The sequence below is a fragment of the Streptomyces niveus genome (assembly GCF_001723055.1).
Taxonomy (GTDB): Bacteria; Actinomycetota; Actinomycetes; order Streptomycetales; family Streptomycetaceae; genus Streptomyces; species Streptomyces niveus.
The window spans coordinates 1-17218 of record NZ_MDCR01000218.1 but is presented as its reverse complement, the minus strand read 5'-3'; the positions used below and the strand labels follow the sequence as shown (position 1 = coordinate 17218).

Sequence of the window (17218 nt, the reverse complement as noted above, 5' to 3'; positions counted from 1 at the left end):
GCCCGAGCCGGTGTCCGTGCCCGGCTGCGTCGGCACCTCCTGCGTCGCGTCGTCCGGGGCGACCACCCGCTTCCCCCCGGACTCACCGGCCGAAGGCGGCTGAACGACCGGCGTCGGAACCGTCAACTCGTTGTCCGACTCGCCACGTTCGTCACGCGAAGCCCCCGAAGCCCGCGACGCCTCCGCGGCCTCGGCCTCCGCCAGCCGCCGCGCCTCCTCGGCCCGTAGCAGCGCCTCCTCCGCCTTGCGCTGCTTCTCGCGCCGCCGCTCCTCGGCCTCGGCCCGCAGCCGGCTCTGCTCCTCGGCCAGCCGCCGCAGCCGCTCCTGCTCCGCCTGCCGCGTCGCCTCCTCGGCCTCGCGCCGTACGCGCTCCTCCTCGGCGAGCCTGCGCGCCTCCTCGGCCCGCTCCCTCGCCTCCATCGCCTGCCGTTCGGTCTCGCGCTGCCGCGCCTCCTCCAGCTCGCGGCGCTTGCGCTCCTCCTCCTCGGCCCGGAGCTTGGCGAGCTGTGCCTGCCGCTCGCGCTCCTGGCGCTCCTCCTCCGCCTTGCGCGCGGCCTCTTCCTCGGCCCGGCGCCGCGCCTCCTCGGCGGCGGCCTTCCGCGCGTCCTCCTGGGCCTGCACCTCGGCGGCGGACAGCGGCAGCATCTGGTCGAGCCGGTGCCGTACGACGGTGGTGACCGCCTCGGGCTCCTGCGCCCCGTCCACCACCAGATAGCGGGCCGGGTCGGCGGCGGCGAGCGTGAGGAAGCCGTCCCGTACCCGCTGATGGAATTCGGCGGGCTCGGACTCCAGCCGGTCCGGCGCCTCGGTGAAGCGCTCGCGCGCCGCCTCGGGCGACACGTCGAGCAGCACCGTCAGGTTCGGTACGAGACCGTCCGTCGCCCAGCGCGAGATACGGGCGATCTCTGTCGGCGCCAGATCCCGGCCGGCGCCCTGGTAGGCGACGGAGGAGTCGATGTAGCGGTCCGAGATGACGATCGCGCCGCGCTCCAGGGCGGGGCGTACGACCGAGTCGACGTGCTCCGCGCGGTCGGCGGCGTACAGCAGCGCCTCCGCGCGGTTGGACAGTCCGGCGCTCGACACGTCGAGCAGGATCGAGCGCAGCCGCTTGCCGACGGGCGTCGCGCCCGGCTCACGGGTCACGACGACCTCGTGACCCTTGGCGCGGATCCACTCGGCCAGCGCCTCGACCTGGGTCGACTTACCGGCCCCGTCGCCGCCCTCTATGGCGAGGAAGAAGCCGTTCGCCGCCTGGGCCTGCGCCGGGTCGGCGCCGCCGCGCACCGCGTCACGCAGATCGCGCCGCAGCGGTACCCCGGACCGGTCGTCGGTCTTCGCGAGTACGACGGCGGCCACGGGCAGCAGCAGCGCGCCGACCAGCATCAGTGTGAAGGCGGCGCCGCCGTGCGCGAAGACGAAGTCGCCGGAGGCCAGCCGGTGGGGGCCGATCGCGGCGGCCAGTACGGGCGCCACGACGGCGCCGAGCGCCACGTAGACCCGTACGACGGCCTGGAGGTGGTCGGTGTGCCGGTCGCGCCGGTACTCCTCGGTCTCCTGGTCGATCAGCCCGTGGCCGGTGCCGGCCGCGACGCCCGCGGACACACCGGCGAGCAGCGCGACGAACAGCACGGTCGCCGTGTCCGGTACGAGTCCTGTGACCAGCAGCGCGACACCGGTGAAGGCGATCGCCAGCGCGAACAGCCGACGGCGGGACAGCCCCGGCAGCACCTTTCCTGCGCTGCGGATTCCGGCTCCCACGCCGCCCGTCAGGGCGAGGACCAGGAGGGCGAAGGCGACGGGCCCGCCCCCCAGGTCCTTGGCGTGCAGTACGGAGACGGCGGCGGCGGACGCGATGGCCGCCGCGACGGCCGCGCAGGCGAAGACGAGCAGCGGCACCGCGCCGGTACGGCCCTTGTCAGGACCGGTTCCGGTCGTCGGGCGGCGCAGCCCTTCGAGCGGCGAGCGCGGGCGCGGGGTGGGGCCGCCGGGCAGCTCCAGCATGAAGAGGGTCGACACGGACGCGGCGAACAGACCGGCCGCGACGTACGACCCGAGGGCCGCCTGGTGCAGCGAGAACCACTCCACGCCCGTACCGAGCAGATTGCTGATCAGCGTGACGACGAGCAGGACGGCGGCAGCGGCGGGGATCGCGACGAAGCTGGTGCGCAGCGAGAGCCGCCGCAGCGCGTCGAGGTGGTCGGGCACCGGGCGTACGGCGGCGCCTTCCGGCGGCGGGGCCGGCAGCAGGGCGGGCGCCGCGCTCTCCTTGGCCACCGTCCAGAAACGCTCGGCCACGCCGACGACGAAGACCGTACTGAGAAGGATGGGCAGTGCGTTGTCGGGACTCCAGTCGAGCCAGAGCGGCGCGACGATGAGCAGCGCGAGGCGTACGCCGTCGGCCCCGATCATCGTCCAGCGACGGTCCAGCGGGCCGCCCTTGGCGCCCTGCTTGGTACCGGCCGTGTCTCCACCCGTCCCGGGTGCGACGAGGGAGGAGAGCGGTCCGAGGAGTACGGCTCCGAAGAGCACTGTGGCAAGGATCCGGGCGGCGAACACCGCGGCGACGGCGAACGCCACTCCCCGGTATCCCGCCCCGAACGAGCCCTCGGCGACCGCCGCCTGCAACGACAGCAGCAGAAGCACGAGAAGGGCGAGTGCATCGCCGATGCCGCCCACGAGCTGTGCGCCCCACAACCGCCGAAGCGGGGGGAAGCGCAACAAGGCTCGTACGGCACGCTCTCGTGAGTCTGCGGCAAGTGCGTCGGAGTCGGAGGTGGGGCTCACGACCGTTGGCTGCTCGGCTCGCGTCATCCGCCCAGCCTATCCGGAGCCCGCGAGTCCTCGGAGGCCCGCCCGAACAAACGACCGCCGCACGGGTCTCCGGGTGTTCCCGGTGTTGACTCCGTGCGGCGGTCGTGTGTCGAGAACGCGGCGCGCCCGCCTCCGTACAGAGGCCGAACGAGGTCCGTACGAGGTTGGTGCGCCCCGCTCTCGCCCTACTCGTCCGTTTTCGAGCTCGTGCGGGACGACGACGCCGTCGACTTCTTCGCGGCCGTCGACTTCGTGGTGGTCTTCTTGGCCGCCGTCGTCGTCTTCTTCGCCGCGGTCTTCTTCGCGGTCGTCGTCTTCTTGGCAGGAGCCTTCTTGGCGGTCGCCTTCTTCGCCGGTGCCTTCTTCGCCGTCTTCTTCTTGGCGGGGCCCTTGGCGCGCTTCTCCGCGAGCAGCTCGTAGCCGCGCTCCGGCGTGATCTCCTCGACGCTGTCGTCCGTCCGCAGCGTCGCGTTCGTCTCGCCGTCCGTGACGTACGCCCCGAAGCGGCCGTCCTTCACGACGACCGGGCTCCCGCTCACCGGGTCCGTGCCGAGCTCCTTCAAAGGAGGCTTCGCCGCCGCCCGGCCCCGCTGCTTGGGCTGGGCGTAGATCGCCAGCGCCTCGTCCAGCGTGATGTCGAAGAGCTGGTCCTCACTGGTCAGCGACCGCGAGTCGGTGCCCTTCTTGAGATACGGACCGTAGCGGCCGTTCTGCGCGGTGACCTCGACGCCCTCGGCGTCCGTACCGACCACGCGCGGCAGCGACATCAGCTTCAGCGCGTCCGCCAGGGTCACCGTGTCCAGCGACATCGACTTGAACAGCGAGGCGGTCCGCGGCTTGACGGCGTTCTTCCCGGTCTTCGGGGTGCCGTCGGGCAGGACCTCGGTCACGTACGGGCCGTAACGGCCGTCCCTGGCCACGATCTGGTGCCCGCTGTCCGGGTCGACGCCGAGTTCGAAGTCGCCGCTCGGCTTGGCCAGCAGCTCCTCCGCGTACTCGACCGTCAGCTCGTCGGGCGCCAGGTCCTCGGGCACGTCGGCCCGCTGGTGGCCCTCCGCGTCCTTCTCGCCGCGCTCGACGTAGGGCCCGTAGCGGCCGACGCGCAGCATGATGCCGTCGCCGATCGGGAAGGACGAGATCTCGCGGGCGTCGATCGCGCCGAGGTCCGTGACGAGCTCCTTGAGGCCGCCCAGGTGGTCCCCGTCGCCGTTGCCCGCGGCAGCCGCGGCGGTCGCGACGGCAACCGCGCCGTCCGAGTCGTCCTCCGTACCGAAGTAGAACCGCTTGAGCCACGGCACGGACTGCGCCTCGCCCCGCGCGATGCGGTCGAGGTCGTCCTCCATCCGCGCGGTGAAGTCGTAGTCGACGAGCCGGCCGAAGTGTGTCTCCAGCAGGTTGACCACGGCGAAGGAGAGGAACGACGGGACGAGCGCCGTGCCCTTCTTGAAGACGTAGCCGCGGTCGAGGATCGTGCCGATGATCGACGCGTACGTCGACGGACGGCCGATCTCGCGCTCTTCCAGCTCCTTGACCAGCGACGCCTCGGTGTAGCGGGCGGGCGGCTTGGTGGCGTGGCCGTCGACGGTGATCTCTTCCACCGACAGCGCGTCGCCCTCGGCGACCTGCGGCAGTCGGCGCTCGCGGTCGTCCAGCTCGGCGTTCGGGTCGTCGGCGCCTTCTACATAGGCCTTCATGAAGCCGTGGAAGGTGATCGTCTTGCCGGACGCGGAGAACTCGGCGTCCCGGCCGTCGCTCGACGTGCCCGCGATCTTGACCGTGACGCTGTTGCCGACCGCGTCCTTCATCTGGGAGGCGACGGTCCGCTTCCAGATCAGCTCGTAGAGGCGGAACTGGTCGCCGGTCAGCCCGGTCTCGGCGGGCGTACGGAAGCGGTCCCCGGAGGGGCGGATCGCCTCGTGCGCCTCCTGCGCGTTCTTGACCTTGCCGGCGTACGTACGCGGCTTGTCGGGCAGGTAGCTCGCCCCGTACAGCTGCGTGACCTGCGCCCGCGCCGCCGAGACGGCGGTGGCGGACAGGGTTGTGGAGTCCGTACGCATATAGGTGATGAAGCCGTTCTCGTACAGCTTCTGCGCGACCTGCATCGTCGACTTGGCCCCGAAGCCCAGCTTGCGCGAGGCCTCCTGCTGGAGCGTCGTCGTACGGAAGGGGGCGTACGGGGAGCGGCGGTACGGCTTCGACTCGACCGAGCGGACGGCGAACGACGTGTCCCGGAGGGCGGCGGCCAGCGCCTGCGCGTTGGCCTCGTCCAGATGCAGCACCTGGTCCGACTTGAGCTGTCCGTCGGAGCCGAAGTCGCGGCCCTGCGCGATACGGCGGCCGTCGACGGCCGACAGCCGGGCGTTCAGTACGGAGGGGTCGGAGGCGTCGCCGGTACGTCCGGTGCCGAAGGTGCCCGTCAGGTCCCAGTACTCGGCGGAGCGGAAGGCGATGCGCTCGCGTTCCCGCTCGACGACGAGCCGGGTGGCGACGGACTGGACGCGGCCGGCGGACAGGCCGCGCATGACCTTCTTCCACAGGACGGGTGAGACCTCGTAGCCGTACAGCCGGTCGAGGATCCGGCGCGTCTCCTGCGCGTCCACCATCAGCTTGTTGAGCTGGCGGGGATTGGCGACGGCGGCCCTGATCGCTTCCTTGGTGATCTCGTGGAAGACCATCCGGTGGACCGGGACCTTGGGCTTGAGGACTTCCTGGAGATGCCACGCGATGGCTTCGCCCTCGCGGTCCTCATCGGTGGCGAGGAAGAGTTCGTCGGAGTCGGCCAGCAGCTCCTTGAGCTTTCTGACCTGCGCCTTCTTGTCGGCGTTGACGACGTAGATCGGCTGGAAGTCGTGTTCGACGTCCACACCGAGGCGCCGCACCTCGCCGGTGTACTTCTCGGGCACCTCGGCGGCGCCGTTCGGGAGGTCGCGGATGTGCCCGACGCTCGCCTCGACGACATATCCCGGGCCGAGGTAGCCCTTGATTGTCTTCGCCTTGGCAGGCGACTCGACGATGACGAGTCGGCGGCCGGCGTGTCCGGTCTCGCTGGTCGGGGACAACTTCGCTCTTCTCTCCGGTCGGCACTCGGTGGCCCGTACAGCCTTACCGCGGTACGGCAGTACGCCACCACGGGGCAGGACATGCCCCGCTATGACGCTGCTTCGCTGCGGAGTGTGACGGTACAACCCGCCCCCGTGTCAAACGGCGAAAGACCGCAACGGCCACTCGAACGGTAACCCGAGTCCGGACGTTTCCGCCGCCCGGACCCCGGTGCCCGCCGCGCCGGACGGGCCGTGGGGAGCGCGCGGAGCGGATCGGCGGCGGGCCCCGGGAAGGGCTTCGCCGCAGGTCCCGAGGGGCGGTGGAGGGCATACCCCGGGCGGGAACCCGGCGGGATCGGGCGCCGTGGGACTCCTCGGGCGCGCCGGGGCGCGGGGTGCGCCGGCCGCGCCGGAGGGACGGGGGTCAGATCCGGCCGAAGCACCAGAGGCCGAGGGCCACGAAGGACACACCCGCGAGGGTCGCCAGCGTGATGGATGTCGCAGGGCTGACACCGTGCGCCACCGGGGCGCGGTGCAGGACGCGCGCGCCGGTCCATACCAGCAGCGCGGCTCCGAACAGCGCGAACGCCGCTCCCGCGAAGATCGCCGGCCCGCTGTCCATGCCCGTACCCCGTTCGATTCGCGGAGCCGACCGGCTCCGGAGGCAGAGGCTGGCACCTCGGTGCGTCATTGGCGCGAATTCCGCGTGAACGGCGCGGGCGGTTCACCCGCGCGGCGCCCGCCGAGGTCGGGTACGGGGGCGCCGGACCCCGCCCGTCAGGCGCCTGGCGCCTCCACCGGCAGCAGGAAGCCCTCCTCGACCAGCAGCCGGATCGCCTGCGGCGTCCGGTCGCGCAGGCGCACCGGGTCCTCCCCGACGAGCTGGGCGATCGCGTCCAGGATCCGTCCGGCGCTCAGCGAGCCGTCGCACACCCCCGCGAAGCCCGCGGCGATGGTGTCCACCTTCGTCGCCCTTCGCATGCCGCGGTTCTGACGGAGCACCACATGCTCGGGGTCCTCCGCGCCGGGCAGTCCGACCTGCTCCTGCACGACCTCGGGGGCGAGAGCGAAATGCGCGGTGAGCAGTGCGGCGTCGTCGTGCGCGCGCAGATAGTCCTGGCGCTCGAAGTGGGCCCGTACGGTCTCGCCGAGCGGCTGCTCCACGGGGTGCGGCCACTCCTCCACGACGACCGAAGGGCGCTCGGACCCCGACTTCCTGAGGGTGATCCAGCCGAAGCCGACGGCCTTGGTCCTGCGCGCGTCGAACTCGTCCAGCCACGCGTCGTACCGCGCCGCGTACGCCTCCGGGTCCGCCCGGTGGTCGCCGCTGTCGCGCAGCCACAGCTCCGCGTACTGCGTCACGTCCTGGACCTCGCGCTGCACGATCCAGGCGTCGCAGCCGCGCGGCACCCAGGACCGCAGCCGGTCCTGCCACTCCTCGCCCTCCACGTGCTGCCAGTTGGCGAGGAAGTGCGCGTACCCCCCGTCGGCCAGACGGTCGCCCGTCTCCTGGACGAGCGTCCGGCACAGGTCGTCGCCGCCCATGCCGCCGTCGCGGTAGGTGAGCCGGGCGCCGGGAGAGATCACGAACGGCGGGTTCGACACGATCAAGTCGTACGTCTCGTCCCCGACCGGCTCGAACAGCGAGCCCTCGTACAGATCGGCGGCGGGCGCGCCGGACAGCGCGAGAGTGAGCCGGGCGCACAACAGCGCGCGGGGATTGAGGTCGGTGGCGCTGACCCTGGTGGCGTGCTGCGCCGCGTGGAGCGCCTGGATGCCGGAGCCGGTGCCGACATCGAGGGCGCTGACGACCGGCGTACGGACCGTGAGTCCGGCGAGCGTCGTGGAGGCCCCGCCCACGCCGAGCACCACCCCCTCGCCGTGGCCGATCGAGCCGGAGGCGCCGCCGACCGCGCAGCCGAGGTCGGAGACGATGAACCAGTCCTCCCCGTCCGGGCCGCCGTACGGCCGTACGTCCACGGTGGCCATGACGAGCGCGCCGACCTCGCCGCCGGCCGTACCGCCTTCCGTGGAGGCGACCGCGGCGCCGCTCTCCACCACCCAGCCGTCGTCCAGGCACTGCGCCAGGGGGAGCGCCGCACGGGCCCGCTCGGCGGGGACCGGGCGCTGGAGCAGGAAGAGTCTGACGAGCGTTTCGAGCGGGGTGTCGCCGCGGGTGGCCCGCAGGGCGGGCACGGTCTCACTGCGGGCCAGCGCCGCGTAGGCGGGGGCGCCGAGCAGGTCCAGCAGGCCGTCGACGGTGAAGTCGGCGGCGAGCAGGGCCTCGCGGAGTCGGGGCGAGTGGTCGGGCGCGGGAAGGCTGGTCGTACTCACTTTTCCATTGTGGCGGCTCCCACTGACAAACGCCCGCGGCCCGGCACCCCTGGCGGGGTGCCGGGCCGCGGGTCTCACGTCCGAGAGCGGTACCGCGAGGCGAGGCTTACGTACTACGGGCGGATCGGGCTACGAGGCGGCGTCCGCTCCGCTCTCGGCGGGCGCGGAGGTGTCCGGCCGCTGGCAGCCGGACTGCTTCGCCATCGCCGCGCCGACATCGCCGGACTGGAGCTTCTGGAGGGCCTCGTCACCGCTCTTGCTGAGCTTGTCGAGTTCGTCCGCGACACCCTTGAGACCGTCCGCGAACTTCGCCTGGTCCTTGGTGTCGAGATCGTCGACGTCGGCCTTGAGACCCGCGTACGCCTTGGAGGTGGCGTTGAGCTCGCTGACGGCCTCCTTCTGGGTCTTCTCGCCGTCGTCGCCGGGCGGGGCACCCGCCCCGTCCACGGCCGCGCCCAGCGCCTTGTAGGCGTCCGAGATGGACTGGAAGGCAGCCGCGTCGGTCTTCTGTACGTCGGCGGGCTTGCTGCTGTCCGAGGTCGCCTGCTGGATCGAGGCGTTGGCGCCCGCGATCTTCGTCAGCTGCGGCTGGACCTGGTCACAGACCTTCTTGGCCCAGTCGTTGACCTTGCTGTCGGTGTCGTCTCCGCACCCCGACAGCGCCATGAGCAGTACCGAACCGCCGGCCAGTGCGGCGGCGAGCTTCTTGTTCACCGGATTGGGTCCCTTCCAAGGCTCTCGGCCCCGGAACATACACGCCAAGTGGGCCACTACCGCACGCCGAGTGTCCGATCGATACGCCTTTGCTGCTATTTGCACCGAGGGAGAGAACGCTCACGCCGACGCCCTCCGCGACGCGGCAGACGGGCAGAGGAAAGGCACACGGGCGGGCAGACAGACGGGCGGGCGACGCGTCAAGACGCGCCGCCCGCCCACCAGTTGCCACGCCGTGGCTACGAGGCCACCGCCGGATCGGGCGACTTGGTCGTCCCGTCCCCGGGCCCGTCCCCTGGCCCGCCCCCGTCGTCGACGGTCACCGAGCGCCTCTTGGAGACGTACACCGCACCGACTATCACGCCGATCGCCAGCACCGCCACCACCGCCCGCACCCCGGCGTTGGCGTCGTCCCCGTAGCTGAACTGCACCACCGCCGGAGCGATGAGCAGCGCCACCAGGTTCATGACCTTCAACAGAGGGTTGATCGCCGGTCCCGCCGTGTCCTTGAACGGGTCGCCGACGGTGTCACCGATCACGGTCGCGGCGTGGGCGTCGCTGCCCTTGCCGCCGTGGTGACCGTCCTCGACGAGCTTCTTGGCGTTGTCCCACGCCCCGCCGGAATTGGCGAGGAAGACCGCCATCAGCGTGCCCGTGCCGATCGCGCCGGCCAGGAACGAGCCGAGGGCGCCGACACCGAGCGAGAACCCGACCGCGATCGGGGTCAGTACGGCGAGCAGACCGGGCGTGGCCAGCTCGCGCAACGCGTCCTTCGTACAGATGTCGACGACGCGCCCGTACTCCGGCTTCTCGGTGTAGTCCATGATCCCGGGGTGCTCGCGGAACTGCCGCCGCACCTCGTAGACCACCGAACCGGCCGACCGCGAAACGGCGTTGATCGCGAGCCCCGAGAAGAGGAACACGACCGCGGCGCCGAGAATCAGTCCGACGAGGTTGTTGGGCTGGGAGATGTCCAGGCTCAGGCCCATCTCGCCGGCCTTCGCCCCCACGTCCGCCACGGCAGTGGCGATGGCGTCGCGGTACGAGCCGAAGAGCGCCGCCGCCGCCAGTACGGCGGTCGCGATGGCGATGCCCTTGGTGATGGCTTTGGTGGTGTTGCCCACGGCGTCGAGGTCGGTGAGCACCTGCGCGCCCGCGCCCTCGACGTCCCCGGACATCTCGGCGATGCCCTGGGCGTTGTCGGAGACGGGGCCGAAGGTGTCCATGGCGACGATGACACCGACGGTGGTGAGCAGGCCGGTGCCGGCCAGCGCCACCGCGAAGAGCGCGAGCATGATCGACGTACCACCGAGCAGGAACGCCCCGTACACACCGAGACCGATCAGCAGCGCGGTGTAGACGGCGGACTCCAGACCTATGGCCACACCGGCCAGGACGACCGTGGCGGGGCCGGTGAGCGCCGATTTGCCGATGTCGCGCACCGGGCGCCGGTTGGTCTCCGTGAAGTAGCCCGTGAGCTGCTGGATGAGCGCCGCGAGCACGATGCCGATGGCCACCGCGACCAGCGCGAACACCCTCGGGTCACCGGGGTGCGAGGTGATCTCCCCGGCGCTCACGCCGTCCAACTCCGCGTACGTGGACGGCAGATACGCGAACGCCGCCACGGCCACCAGGACCAGCGAGATCACCGCGGAGATGAAGAACCCGCGGTTGATCGCGGTCATCCCGCTGCGGTCGGAGGCCCGTGGCGCGACGGCGAAGATGCCGATCATCGCGGTGAGGACACCGATCGCGGGGACGATCAGCGGGAAGCCGAGCCCGAAGTTGCCGAAGGCGGCCGTGCCGAGGATGAGCGCGGCGACGAGCGTCACGGCGTACGACTCGAAGAGGTCGGCCGCCATCCCCGCGCAGTCGCCGACGTTGTCACCCACGTTGTCGGCGATCGTCGCCGCGTTGCGCGGGTCGTCCTCGGGGATGCCCTGCTCGACCTTGCCGACGAGGTCGGCGCCGACGTCGGCGGCCTTGGTGAAGATGCCGCCGCCGACCCTCATGAACATGGCGATCAGGGCGGCACCGAGGCCGAAGCCCTCCAGCACCTTGGGGGCGTCCTCGGCGTACACGAGGACCACACAGGAGGCGCCCAGCAGGCCGAGACCCACCGTGAACATTCCGACCACGCCACCGGTGCGGAAAGCGATCTTCATCGCCTTGTGCGCGACGGCCGTCAGATCCTTTTCCGGTTCGCCCTCCGCCGGCGTCGCCTCTCGCGCGGCTGCGGCGACGCGCACATTGCTGCGTACGGCGAGACGCATGCCGAAGTATCCGGTGGCCGCCGAGAAAAGCGCACCCACCAGGAAGAACAACGAACGTCCCGCGCGTTCCGACCAGCCGTCGGCCGGAAGCAACAACAGCAGGAAGAACACGACGACGGCGAAAACGCCGAGGGTGCGCAACTGCCGTGCCAGATAGGCATTTGCGCCTTCCTGTACAGCCGCCGCGATCTCCTTCATGGAATCGGTGCCCTCGTCGGCCGCCAGCACCTGGCGGACCAGCCGCTGGGCGACGAGCAGCGCCGCCAGCGCGATGACCGCGACGACGATCACGATCACTCTGTTGCCGTCCGTGAGTATCGCGGCGGCGAGAGAAGTGGGGTGCTCGGACAGTTGCTCGGACAGTTGTTGATCGATGTGCCCCGCCATTCGTCCTCCTTGACGCTCAGCGCTCAAGATGGACGGATTGTAGGGAGCGGAAGCTGATCAAAACAGAGTGCGCCGCGTGTAATTGACCTTGACTTACGGGGCCGCAAATGATCGACCCCCTAAAAGCACTCGGAAATACGTAATGGGATGAGCGCATTGACCGGTGATCGATTTCTCCGGAGATACAGAAAAGGCCCTGCTCAGCAGGGCCTTCAAAGAAATTGGATCACACTCTCACGACAGCCCCGGCAAGGGACCTCCCCGGACGGGCAGGCCGCTCGCCGCGGACCGTACGCACCCGCGCATTCAGGGGAGCGCGACCGCCGAGGCGGTCGGCCAGCTCATCCGGATGACGCCACCGTGGTCGTCCGAGGTCACCTGTACGTCGTCGACGAGGCCGCTGATGACCGCGAGGCCCATCTCGTCCTCGCCGTCGCCGGTGTCCGCCTCGTGGAGATCGCCCGCGAGGACGGCCCTGCGGGAGACCGGTGTGTTCTCCGCAGCGGCCGTGGTGCCCGGGGCGGGCACCCCGTCGCCGACCTCGATGGAGAAGACCTTCTCCTCCTCGGTCAGCACAACCCGTACGGGCTCGGTGATGCCGTGGCTGCGGTGCAGCCCGACCGCGCGGCTGCACGCCTCACCGACGGCGAGCCTGACCTCGTCCAACACTGCTTCGTCGACACCGGCCCGGCGCGCCACGGCAGCCGCCACCAGACGGGCCGTCCTGACGTGTTCGGGCTGGGCGCTGAAGCGGAGTTCAACGGTGGCCATGCGATCCCCCTCAGACGTACGAGCGTGCGAATCTGGGGCTCGGGTGCCCCGGGCATGTCGCCCGGTGCCCCCTGCCCTTCCTTCCGAAAGCCTCCGGCCGGACTCAGTCGGTGGCGGCGACGGCCTCGTCGACCGTGGTGTGAATGGGGAACACCTTGGTCAGGCCAGTGATCCGGAAGATCTTGAGAATGCGCTCCTGGTTGCAGACCAGACGCAGCGAGCCCTCGTGGGCACGCACACGCTTGAGTCCACCCACGAGCACGCCGAGACCGGTCGAGTCGAGGAAGTCCACGCCCTCCATGTCGACGACCAGGTGGTAACTGCCGTCGTTCACCAACTCGACCAACTGCTCGCGCAGCTTGGGCGCGGTATACACATCAATCTCGCCACCGACCTCGACGACCGTACGGTCGCCACCAGGGCCGGACACATTGCGAGTCGACAGGGACAGGTCCACGGATCCTCCAGCACCTTGCAATCGAGCGGTCGCCCCTCGGGTCTCTCCCGACGGAGCCAGGGGGCGTATCGCCAGCCGCGATGGCATTCAATCACTTACCGGCAGCCATGCACGACGCCTTAGGACCATTGTCCGCCACGCCAGTGACACACTCGGTGCCGATGGCCACGAATCACGGTCCTGGCAGGCCGCCCGAGAGCGGGGACTCCCGCCCCTCCCCCGGTACGGTCCTGGACCGGCTCACCGCAGGGGCGGGCCGGGCTGCGCGCATCACTCATATGGAGCACTTGCCCCCGCGTGCGGGCAGGCATGCGGTCTGGCCCGATCGCATCCGGCCAGAAGTGATCAACGCCATTCAACTGGCCGGGGTCGACCACCCGTGGGCCCACCAGGCCGCCGCTGCCGAGCACGCCCTGGACGGCGAATCCGTCGTGATCGCCACCGGCACCGCGTCCGGCAAGTCCCTCGCCTACCTGGCGCCGGTGCTCACCACGCTCCTGGACGGCTCGGAGGCGCCCAACGGCCGGGGCGCGACCGCCCTGTACCTCTCCCCGACGAAAGCGCTCGCCGCCGACCAGCGCCGTGCGGTGAAGGCGCTCGCCGCACCGCTCGGCAACAGCGTGCGACCCGCCGTGTACGACGGCGACACTCCCGTCGAGGAACGCGAATGGGTGCGTCAGTACGCCAACTACGTACTCACCAACCCCGACATGCTGCACCGCGGGATACTCCCCGCCCACCCCCGCTGGTCCTCCTTCCTGCGCTCACTGCGGTACGTCGTCATCGACGAGTGCCACACCTACCGCGGCGTCTTCGGCTCCCACGTCGCCCAGGTCCTGCGCCGGCTGCGCCGCGTCTGCGCCCGGTACGGCTCCGAGCCCGTCTTCCTCCTCGCCTCGGCCACCGCGGCGGAGCCCGCGCAGGCCGCCGGGCGGCTCACCGGTCTGCCCGTCCACGAGGTGGCCGACGACGCGTCACCGCGCGGCGAGGTGGTGTTCGCCCTCTGGGAGCCGCCGCTGACCGAACTCCACGGCGAGAAGGGCGCACCGGTCCGCCGCACCGCCACGGCGGAGACGGCCGACATCCTCACCGACCTCACCGTCCAGGGCGTCCGCTCGGTCGCTTTCGTACGCTCCCGGCGCGGCGCCGAACTGGTCTCGGTCATCGCCCAGGAACGTCTCGCCGAGGTCGACCGCTCCCTCGCGAGACGCGTCGCCGCCTACCGGGGCGGCTATCTGCCCGAGGAGCGCCGAGCCCTGGAGCGCGCCCTGCACTCCGGCGAGCTTCTCGGCCTCGCCGCCACCACCGCCCTGGAGCTGGGCATCGACGTCTCCGGTCTGGACGCGGTCGTCATCGCCGGCTATCCGGGCACCCGCGCCTCCCTGTGGCAGCAGGCGGGCCGAGCCGGACGCGCCGGACAGGGCGCGCTGGCCATCCTGGTCGCCAGGGACGATCCGCTGGACACCTTCCTCGTGCACCACCCCGAGGCGCTGTTCCAGCAGCCCGTCGAGTCGACCGTGCTCGACCCGGACAACCCGTACGTCCTCGCCCCCCATCTGTGCGCCGCCGCCGCCGAACTGCCGCTCACCGAGGCCGATCTGGAACTCTTCGGCCCCGCCGTGCCCGCGTTGCTGCCGCAGCTCGTCGAGGCGGGCCTGCTGCGTCGCCGTACCACCGGCTGGTACTGGACCCGCCGCGAGCGGGCCGCCGATCTCGCCGACATCCGGGGCGAGGGCGGCCGACCCGTCCAGATCGTCGAGGAGGGCACCGGCAGGCTGCTGGGCACCGTCGACGAGGCGGCCTCCCACACCGCCGTGCACGACGGCGCCGTTCATCTGCACCAGGGCCGCAGCTATCTGGTGCGGCGGCTGGACCTGGAGGACTCGGTCGCGCTCGTCGAGGAGGCCAGTCCGCCGTACTCCACGACCGCGCGCGACACGACCGCCATCTCCGTCCTGGAGACCGACACCGAGATCCCGTGGGGCGGCGGCCGTCTCTGCTACGGCTCCGTCGAGGTCACCAACCAGGTCGTCTCCTTCCTCCGCCGCCGGCTCATGACCGGCGAGGTCCTGGGCGAGACCAAGCTCGATCTGCCGCCCCGTACTCTGCGCACCCGCGCCGTCTGGTGGACCGTCACCGAGGATCAACTCGACGCGGCCCGGGTCAATCCGGAGCAGCTGGGCGGCGCCCTGCACGCCGCCGAGCACGCGTCCATCGGGATGCTCCCGCTGTTCGCGACCTGCGACCGCCGGGACATCGGCGGCGTGTCCGTACCGCTGCACCCGGACACGCTGCTGCCGACGGTCTTCGTGTACGACGGCCACCCCGGCGGCGCGGGCTTCGCCGAACGCGCCTTCCACACGGCCCGCGAATGGCTCACCGCGACCCGCGAGGCGATCGCCTCGTGCGAGTGCGAGGCGGGCTGCCCGTCCTGCGTCCAGTCCCCGAAGTGCGGCAACGGCAACGAGCCCCTGCACAAGCGCGCGGCCGTACGACTCCTGGGCGAACTCCTGAAGTCGGCACCGCCGGGCCCCGCGAACCCGGCCGACCCGGCGGACCTGCCGGGCCCACGAACGGCCGGGACCGGAGCCGGGATCACGGGCCAGGCCATGTCGGACACATAGGGCCGTCCGCCCGCCAGCCAGGCGGGATGTGCCGGACGCGGGCCGGCCCGTGTCTTCGAAGTCCCGCCGGTCCTCGTCGGCTCGTGGACCGGCGCGGCGCCGGGCAGTGCGTCCGGTGGACCCGCGCGGGATCTGACCGTCGGGGTGTACGGGCCGAAGCCCGCCCGCGCGGTCACGTCGGCGATCTCACCGGTCATCGCGCACCGCACCACCTCCGCGCCCTGCGCCCCCGCCACCTCGGCCGCCCGCGCGCAGGCGGCCTCCGCTCCCCGCAGCGCGTACCCGGCCGCCGCCAGCGCCGCCAGGTCCGCCGCCGAAGCCGCGCGGTGTCTGGCCACGACCGCCTGGCCCATGGCGAGGATCACCGCGAACACGGCGCACAGTGCGGTCGTCGCCATGGCCGCCCACACCGTCGCCGACCCTCGGTCCCGGTTCATGGCCCCACCCCGCCGGCCGCGGCGTCCTCGGCCGGCGCGACCGCTTCGGCGGTGAGCGTCAGGGCAATGCCCCGCGGCCCCGGCGTGGGGGCCTCCACCCGTACGTGCCACAGGTCGTCGGCCCGCCCCATCGTGATCGCGGCGCCCTCCGGTGCGGCCGAGCGGGCGGCCTCCAGGGCCGCCGCCCGGGGCTCGGACCGGGCCGCGGCCCGAGCCCCCGCCCTGGCGGCGTCCACGCACTGGATCTGCGCGGAGGCCGCCATCAAGGCCCACAGCAGGGCGGCCACGAACACCACCAGCGCCGGCACCACCATGGCGGCCTCCGCCGTCACCGACCCCCGATCGCCGTCGTCTTTGGAGGTTCCGGCCGTCCCGGACTCAGACCTTCGCATCGAGCGCGTTCCCGATGACCGATTCCAGGGCGCCCGCGACGGACCCGCTGGTGACCACCTTGTAGAGCAGCGCGGCCAAGCCGCACGCGGCGAGAGTGCCCACCGCGTACTCGGCACTGACCATTCCGGAGTCCGCCCGCAGACCGCTCCGGAACCGGAACCTGGACCCGCTGCCGACCCGGACCCGACTCCGGTGCCGCCGGCTCACCTCGCTCGCCGCCTCCACCACACGCCATGCCCGCCGTCCCGACGGTCCCATCCGCATCCTCATGTCAACCTCCCGTTGAATCAGCACAGTTGAAGCACCACAGGTGAAGCCGTTGGATCGCGGCGGCTCAGTTGCCGCGCAGCAGCCCGGTCGCCAGGCCGATCACCACCGGGGCCACCCCCACCGCCAGAAAGGCGGGCAGGAAGCACAGCCCCACCGGCCCGGTGATCAGCACCTGGGCGCGGCCCGCGTGGGCCGCGGCCCGGCGGGCGCGTTCCGCCCTGAGGCCGTCGGCCAGCCGGGAGACCGGCTCCGCCGCCGGCGCTCCCGTGGACCCGGCCCGCTCCAGACAGCGGGCCAGTTCCGCGGCGCCCGGTATCTCGCCGAACCGCCCCCACGTGCCGACGGGTTCGCCCCCGAGCCGCAGCGCCGCAGCCGTACTCACCAATCGGTCGCCCACCGGCCCGCCCAGCGACTCCCCCACCGCCTGCGCGGCCTCTCGGGGACCCGCCCCGGCCGACACGCAGGCGGCCAGCAGATCGGCGGCGAGCGGCAGTTGCCGCGCCGCCTCACCCATGGCCTCGTCCGTGCCCGCGCCGGGGTCCGGCTTGCGCGTACGCAGCCACCGCTCGACGCCGAACACCACGGCGAGCCCCACCACCAGCCCGGCCGTCCCGCCGACCAGGACCCAGCCGAGGCACCCGGCCCCGAGCGGTGGACCCCAGCGCCGGAGCCACACACCGCACTCCGGCCGGGCACGCCCTCGAAC

12 protein-coding genes and 1 pseudogene are annotated in these 17218 nt (G+C 71.8%); 1 reads left to right on the top strand and 12 read right to left on the bottom strand.

The features are described from left to right. The 8 genes from tmk to BHU15_RS24300 form a co-directional block, all read right to left on the bottom strand. The coding region (gene tmk / locus BHU15_RS24335) for a dTMP kinase (RefSeq protein WP_079128348.1) at nucleotides 1-2811 on the bottom strand (2811 nt) is incomplete at its 3' end. A 185-nt stretch (nucleotides 2812-2996) separates the two neighbouring features. Beyond that, complete coding sequence (gene topA, locus BHU15_RS24330; protein WP_069629151.1) at nucleotides 2997-5870, bottom strand: type I DNA topoisomerase; 2874 nt, start codon at nucleotides 5868-5870, stop codon at nucleotides 2997-2999. Between the two features lie 406 nt (nucleotides 5871-6276). Continuing rightward, nucleotides 6277-6474 (bottom strand): hypothetical protein, encoded by a 198-nt coding sequence (locus tag BHU15_RS24325; RefSeq protein WP_023539661.1) that lies wholly within the window; start codon nucleotides 6472-6474, stop codon nucleotides 6277-6279. Between the two features lie 155 nt (nucleotides 6475-6629). After that, the gene (locus BHU15_RS24320) at nucleotides 6630-8186 is read right to left on the bottom strand and encodes a DUF7059 domain-containing protein (RefSeq protein WP_069629150.1); all 1557 of its coding nucleotides are present in this window, start codon (nucleotides 8184-8186) and stop codon (nucleotides 6630-6632) included. A gap of 129 nt (nucleotides 8187-8315) precedes the next feature. Beyond that, nucleotides 8316-8900, bottom strand: a complete 585-nt coding sequence (locus tag BHU15_RS24315; RefSeq protein WP_023539663.1) for a hypothetical protein — start codon at nucleotides 8898-8900, stop codon at nucleotides 8316-8318. A 239-nt stretch (nucleotides 8901-9139) separates the two neighbouring features. Next, nucleotides 9140-11560 carry a sodium-translocating pyrophosphatase gene (locus BHU15_RS24310; RefSeq protein WP_069629149.1) on the bottom strand — a complete coding sequence of 807 codons (2421 nt, stop codon included), beginning with the start codon at nucleotides 11558-11560 and terminating at the stop codon, nucleotides 9140-9142. A gap of 306 nt (nucleotides 11561-11866) precedes the next feature. Further along, on the bottom strand, nucleotides 11867-12331 hold the full coding sequence (locus BHU15_RS24305; protein ID WP_069629148.1) for an ATP-binding protein: 465 nt from the start codon (nucleotides 12329-12331) through the stop codon (nucleotides 11867-11869). Nucleotides 12332-12434: 103 nt separating this feature from the next. Further along, nucleotides 12435-12788, bottom strand: coding sequence for an STAS domain-containing protein (locus BHU15_RS24300; protein ID WP_003967428.1), 354 nt, complete (start codon nucleotides 12786-12788; stop codon nucleotides 12435-12437). 80 nt (nucleotides 12789-12868) lie between these two features. Between BHU15_RS24300 and BHU15_RS24295 the strand changes: the two genes are divergently transcribed. Beyond that, complete coding sequence (locus tag BHU15_RS24295) at nucleotides 12869-15412, top strand: DEAD/DEAH box helicase (RefSeq protein WP_255293201.1); 2544 nt, start codon at nucleotides 12869-12871, stop codon at nucleotides 15410-15412. Nucleotides 15413-15588: 176 nt separating this feature from the next. Here BHU15_RS24295 and BHU15_RS38555 read toward each other — a convergent pair. From BHU15_RS38555 to BHU15_RS24280, 4 genes and pseudogenes are all read right to left on the bottom strand, one after another. Continuing rightward, nucleotides 15589-15810: pseudogene (locus BHU15_RS38555) on the bottom strand (Rv3654c family TadE-like protein); the annotation flags it as partial. Between the two features lie 35 nt (nucleotides 15811-15845). Beyond that, a complete protein-coding gene (locus tag BHU15_RS24290) occupies nucleotides 15846-16163 on the bottom strand; it encodes a TadE family type IV pilus minor pilin (RefSeq protein WP_381973983.1) in 318 nt (105 codons plus the stop codon). Between the two features lie 64 nt (nucleotides 16164-16227). Then, nucleotides 16228-16365 (bottom strand): DUF4244 domain-containing protein, encoded by a 138-nt coding sequence (locus BHU15_RS42325; protein WP_364638157.1) that lies wholly within the window; start codon nucleotides 16363-16365, stop codon nucleotides 16228-16230. A gap of 211 nt (nucleotides 16366-16576) precedes the next feature. Next, nucleotides 16577-17218: type II secretion system F family protein (locus BHU15_RS24280; protein WP_255293200.1), on the bottom strand; the 642-nt coding region annotated here is incomplete at its 5' end.

Excerpts from the sequence above, each read along its gene's own strand:
- BHU15_RS24325 (WP_023539661.1), bottom strand. The coding sequence starts at position 6,474 with ATGGACAGCGGGCCGGCGATCTTCGCGGGAGCGGCGTTCGCGCTGTTC.
- BHU15_RS24310 (WP_069629149.1), bottom strand. The coding sequence starts at position 11,560 with ATGGCGGGGCACATCGATCAACAACTGTCCGAGCAACTGTCCGAGCAC.
- BHU15_RS24305 (WP_069629148.1), bottom strand. The coding sequence starts at position 12,331 with ATGGCCACCGTTGAACTCCGCTTCAGCGCCCAGCCCGAACACGTCAGG.
- BHU15_RS24295 (WP_255293201.1), top strand. The coding sequence starts at position 12,869 with ATGGCATTCAATCACTTACCGGCAGCCATGCACGACGCCTTAGGACCA.
- BHU15_RS24290 (WP_381973983.1), bottom strand. The coding sequence starts at position 16,163 with ATGGTGGTGCCGGCGCTGGTGGTGTTCGTGGCCGCCCTGCTGTGGGCC.
- BHU15_RS42325 (WP_364638157.1), bottom strand. The coding sequence starts at position 16,365 with ATGGTCAGTGCCGAGTACGCGGTGGGCACTCTCGCCGCGTGCGGCTTG.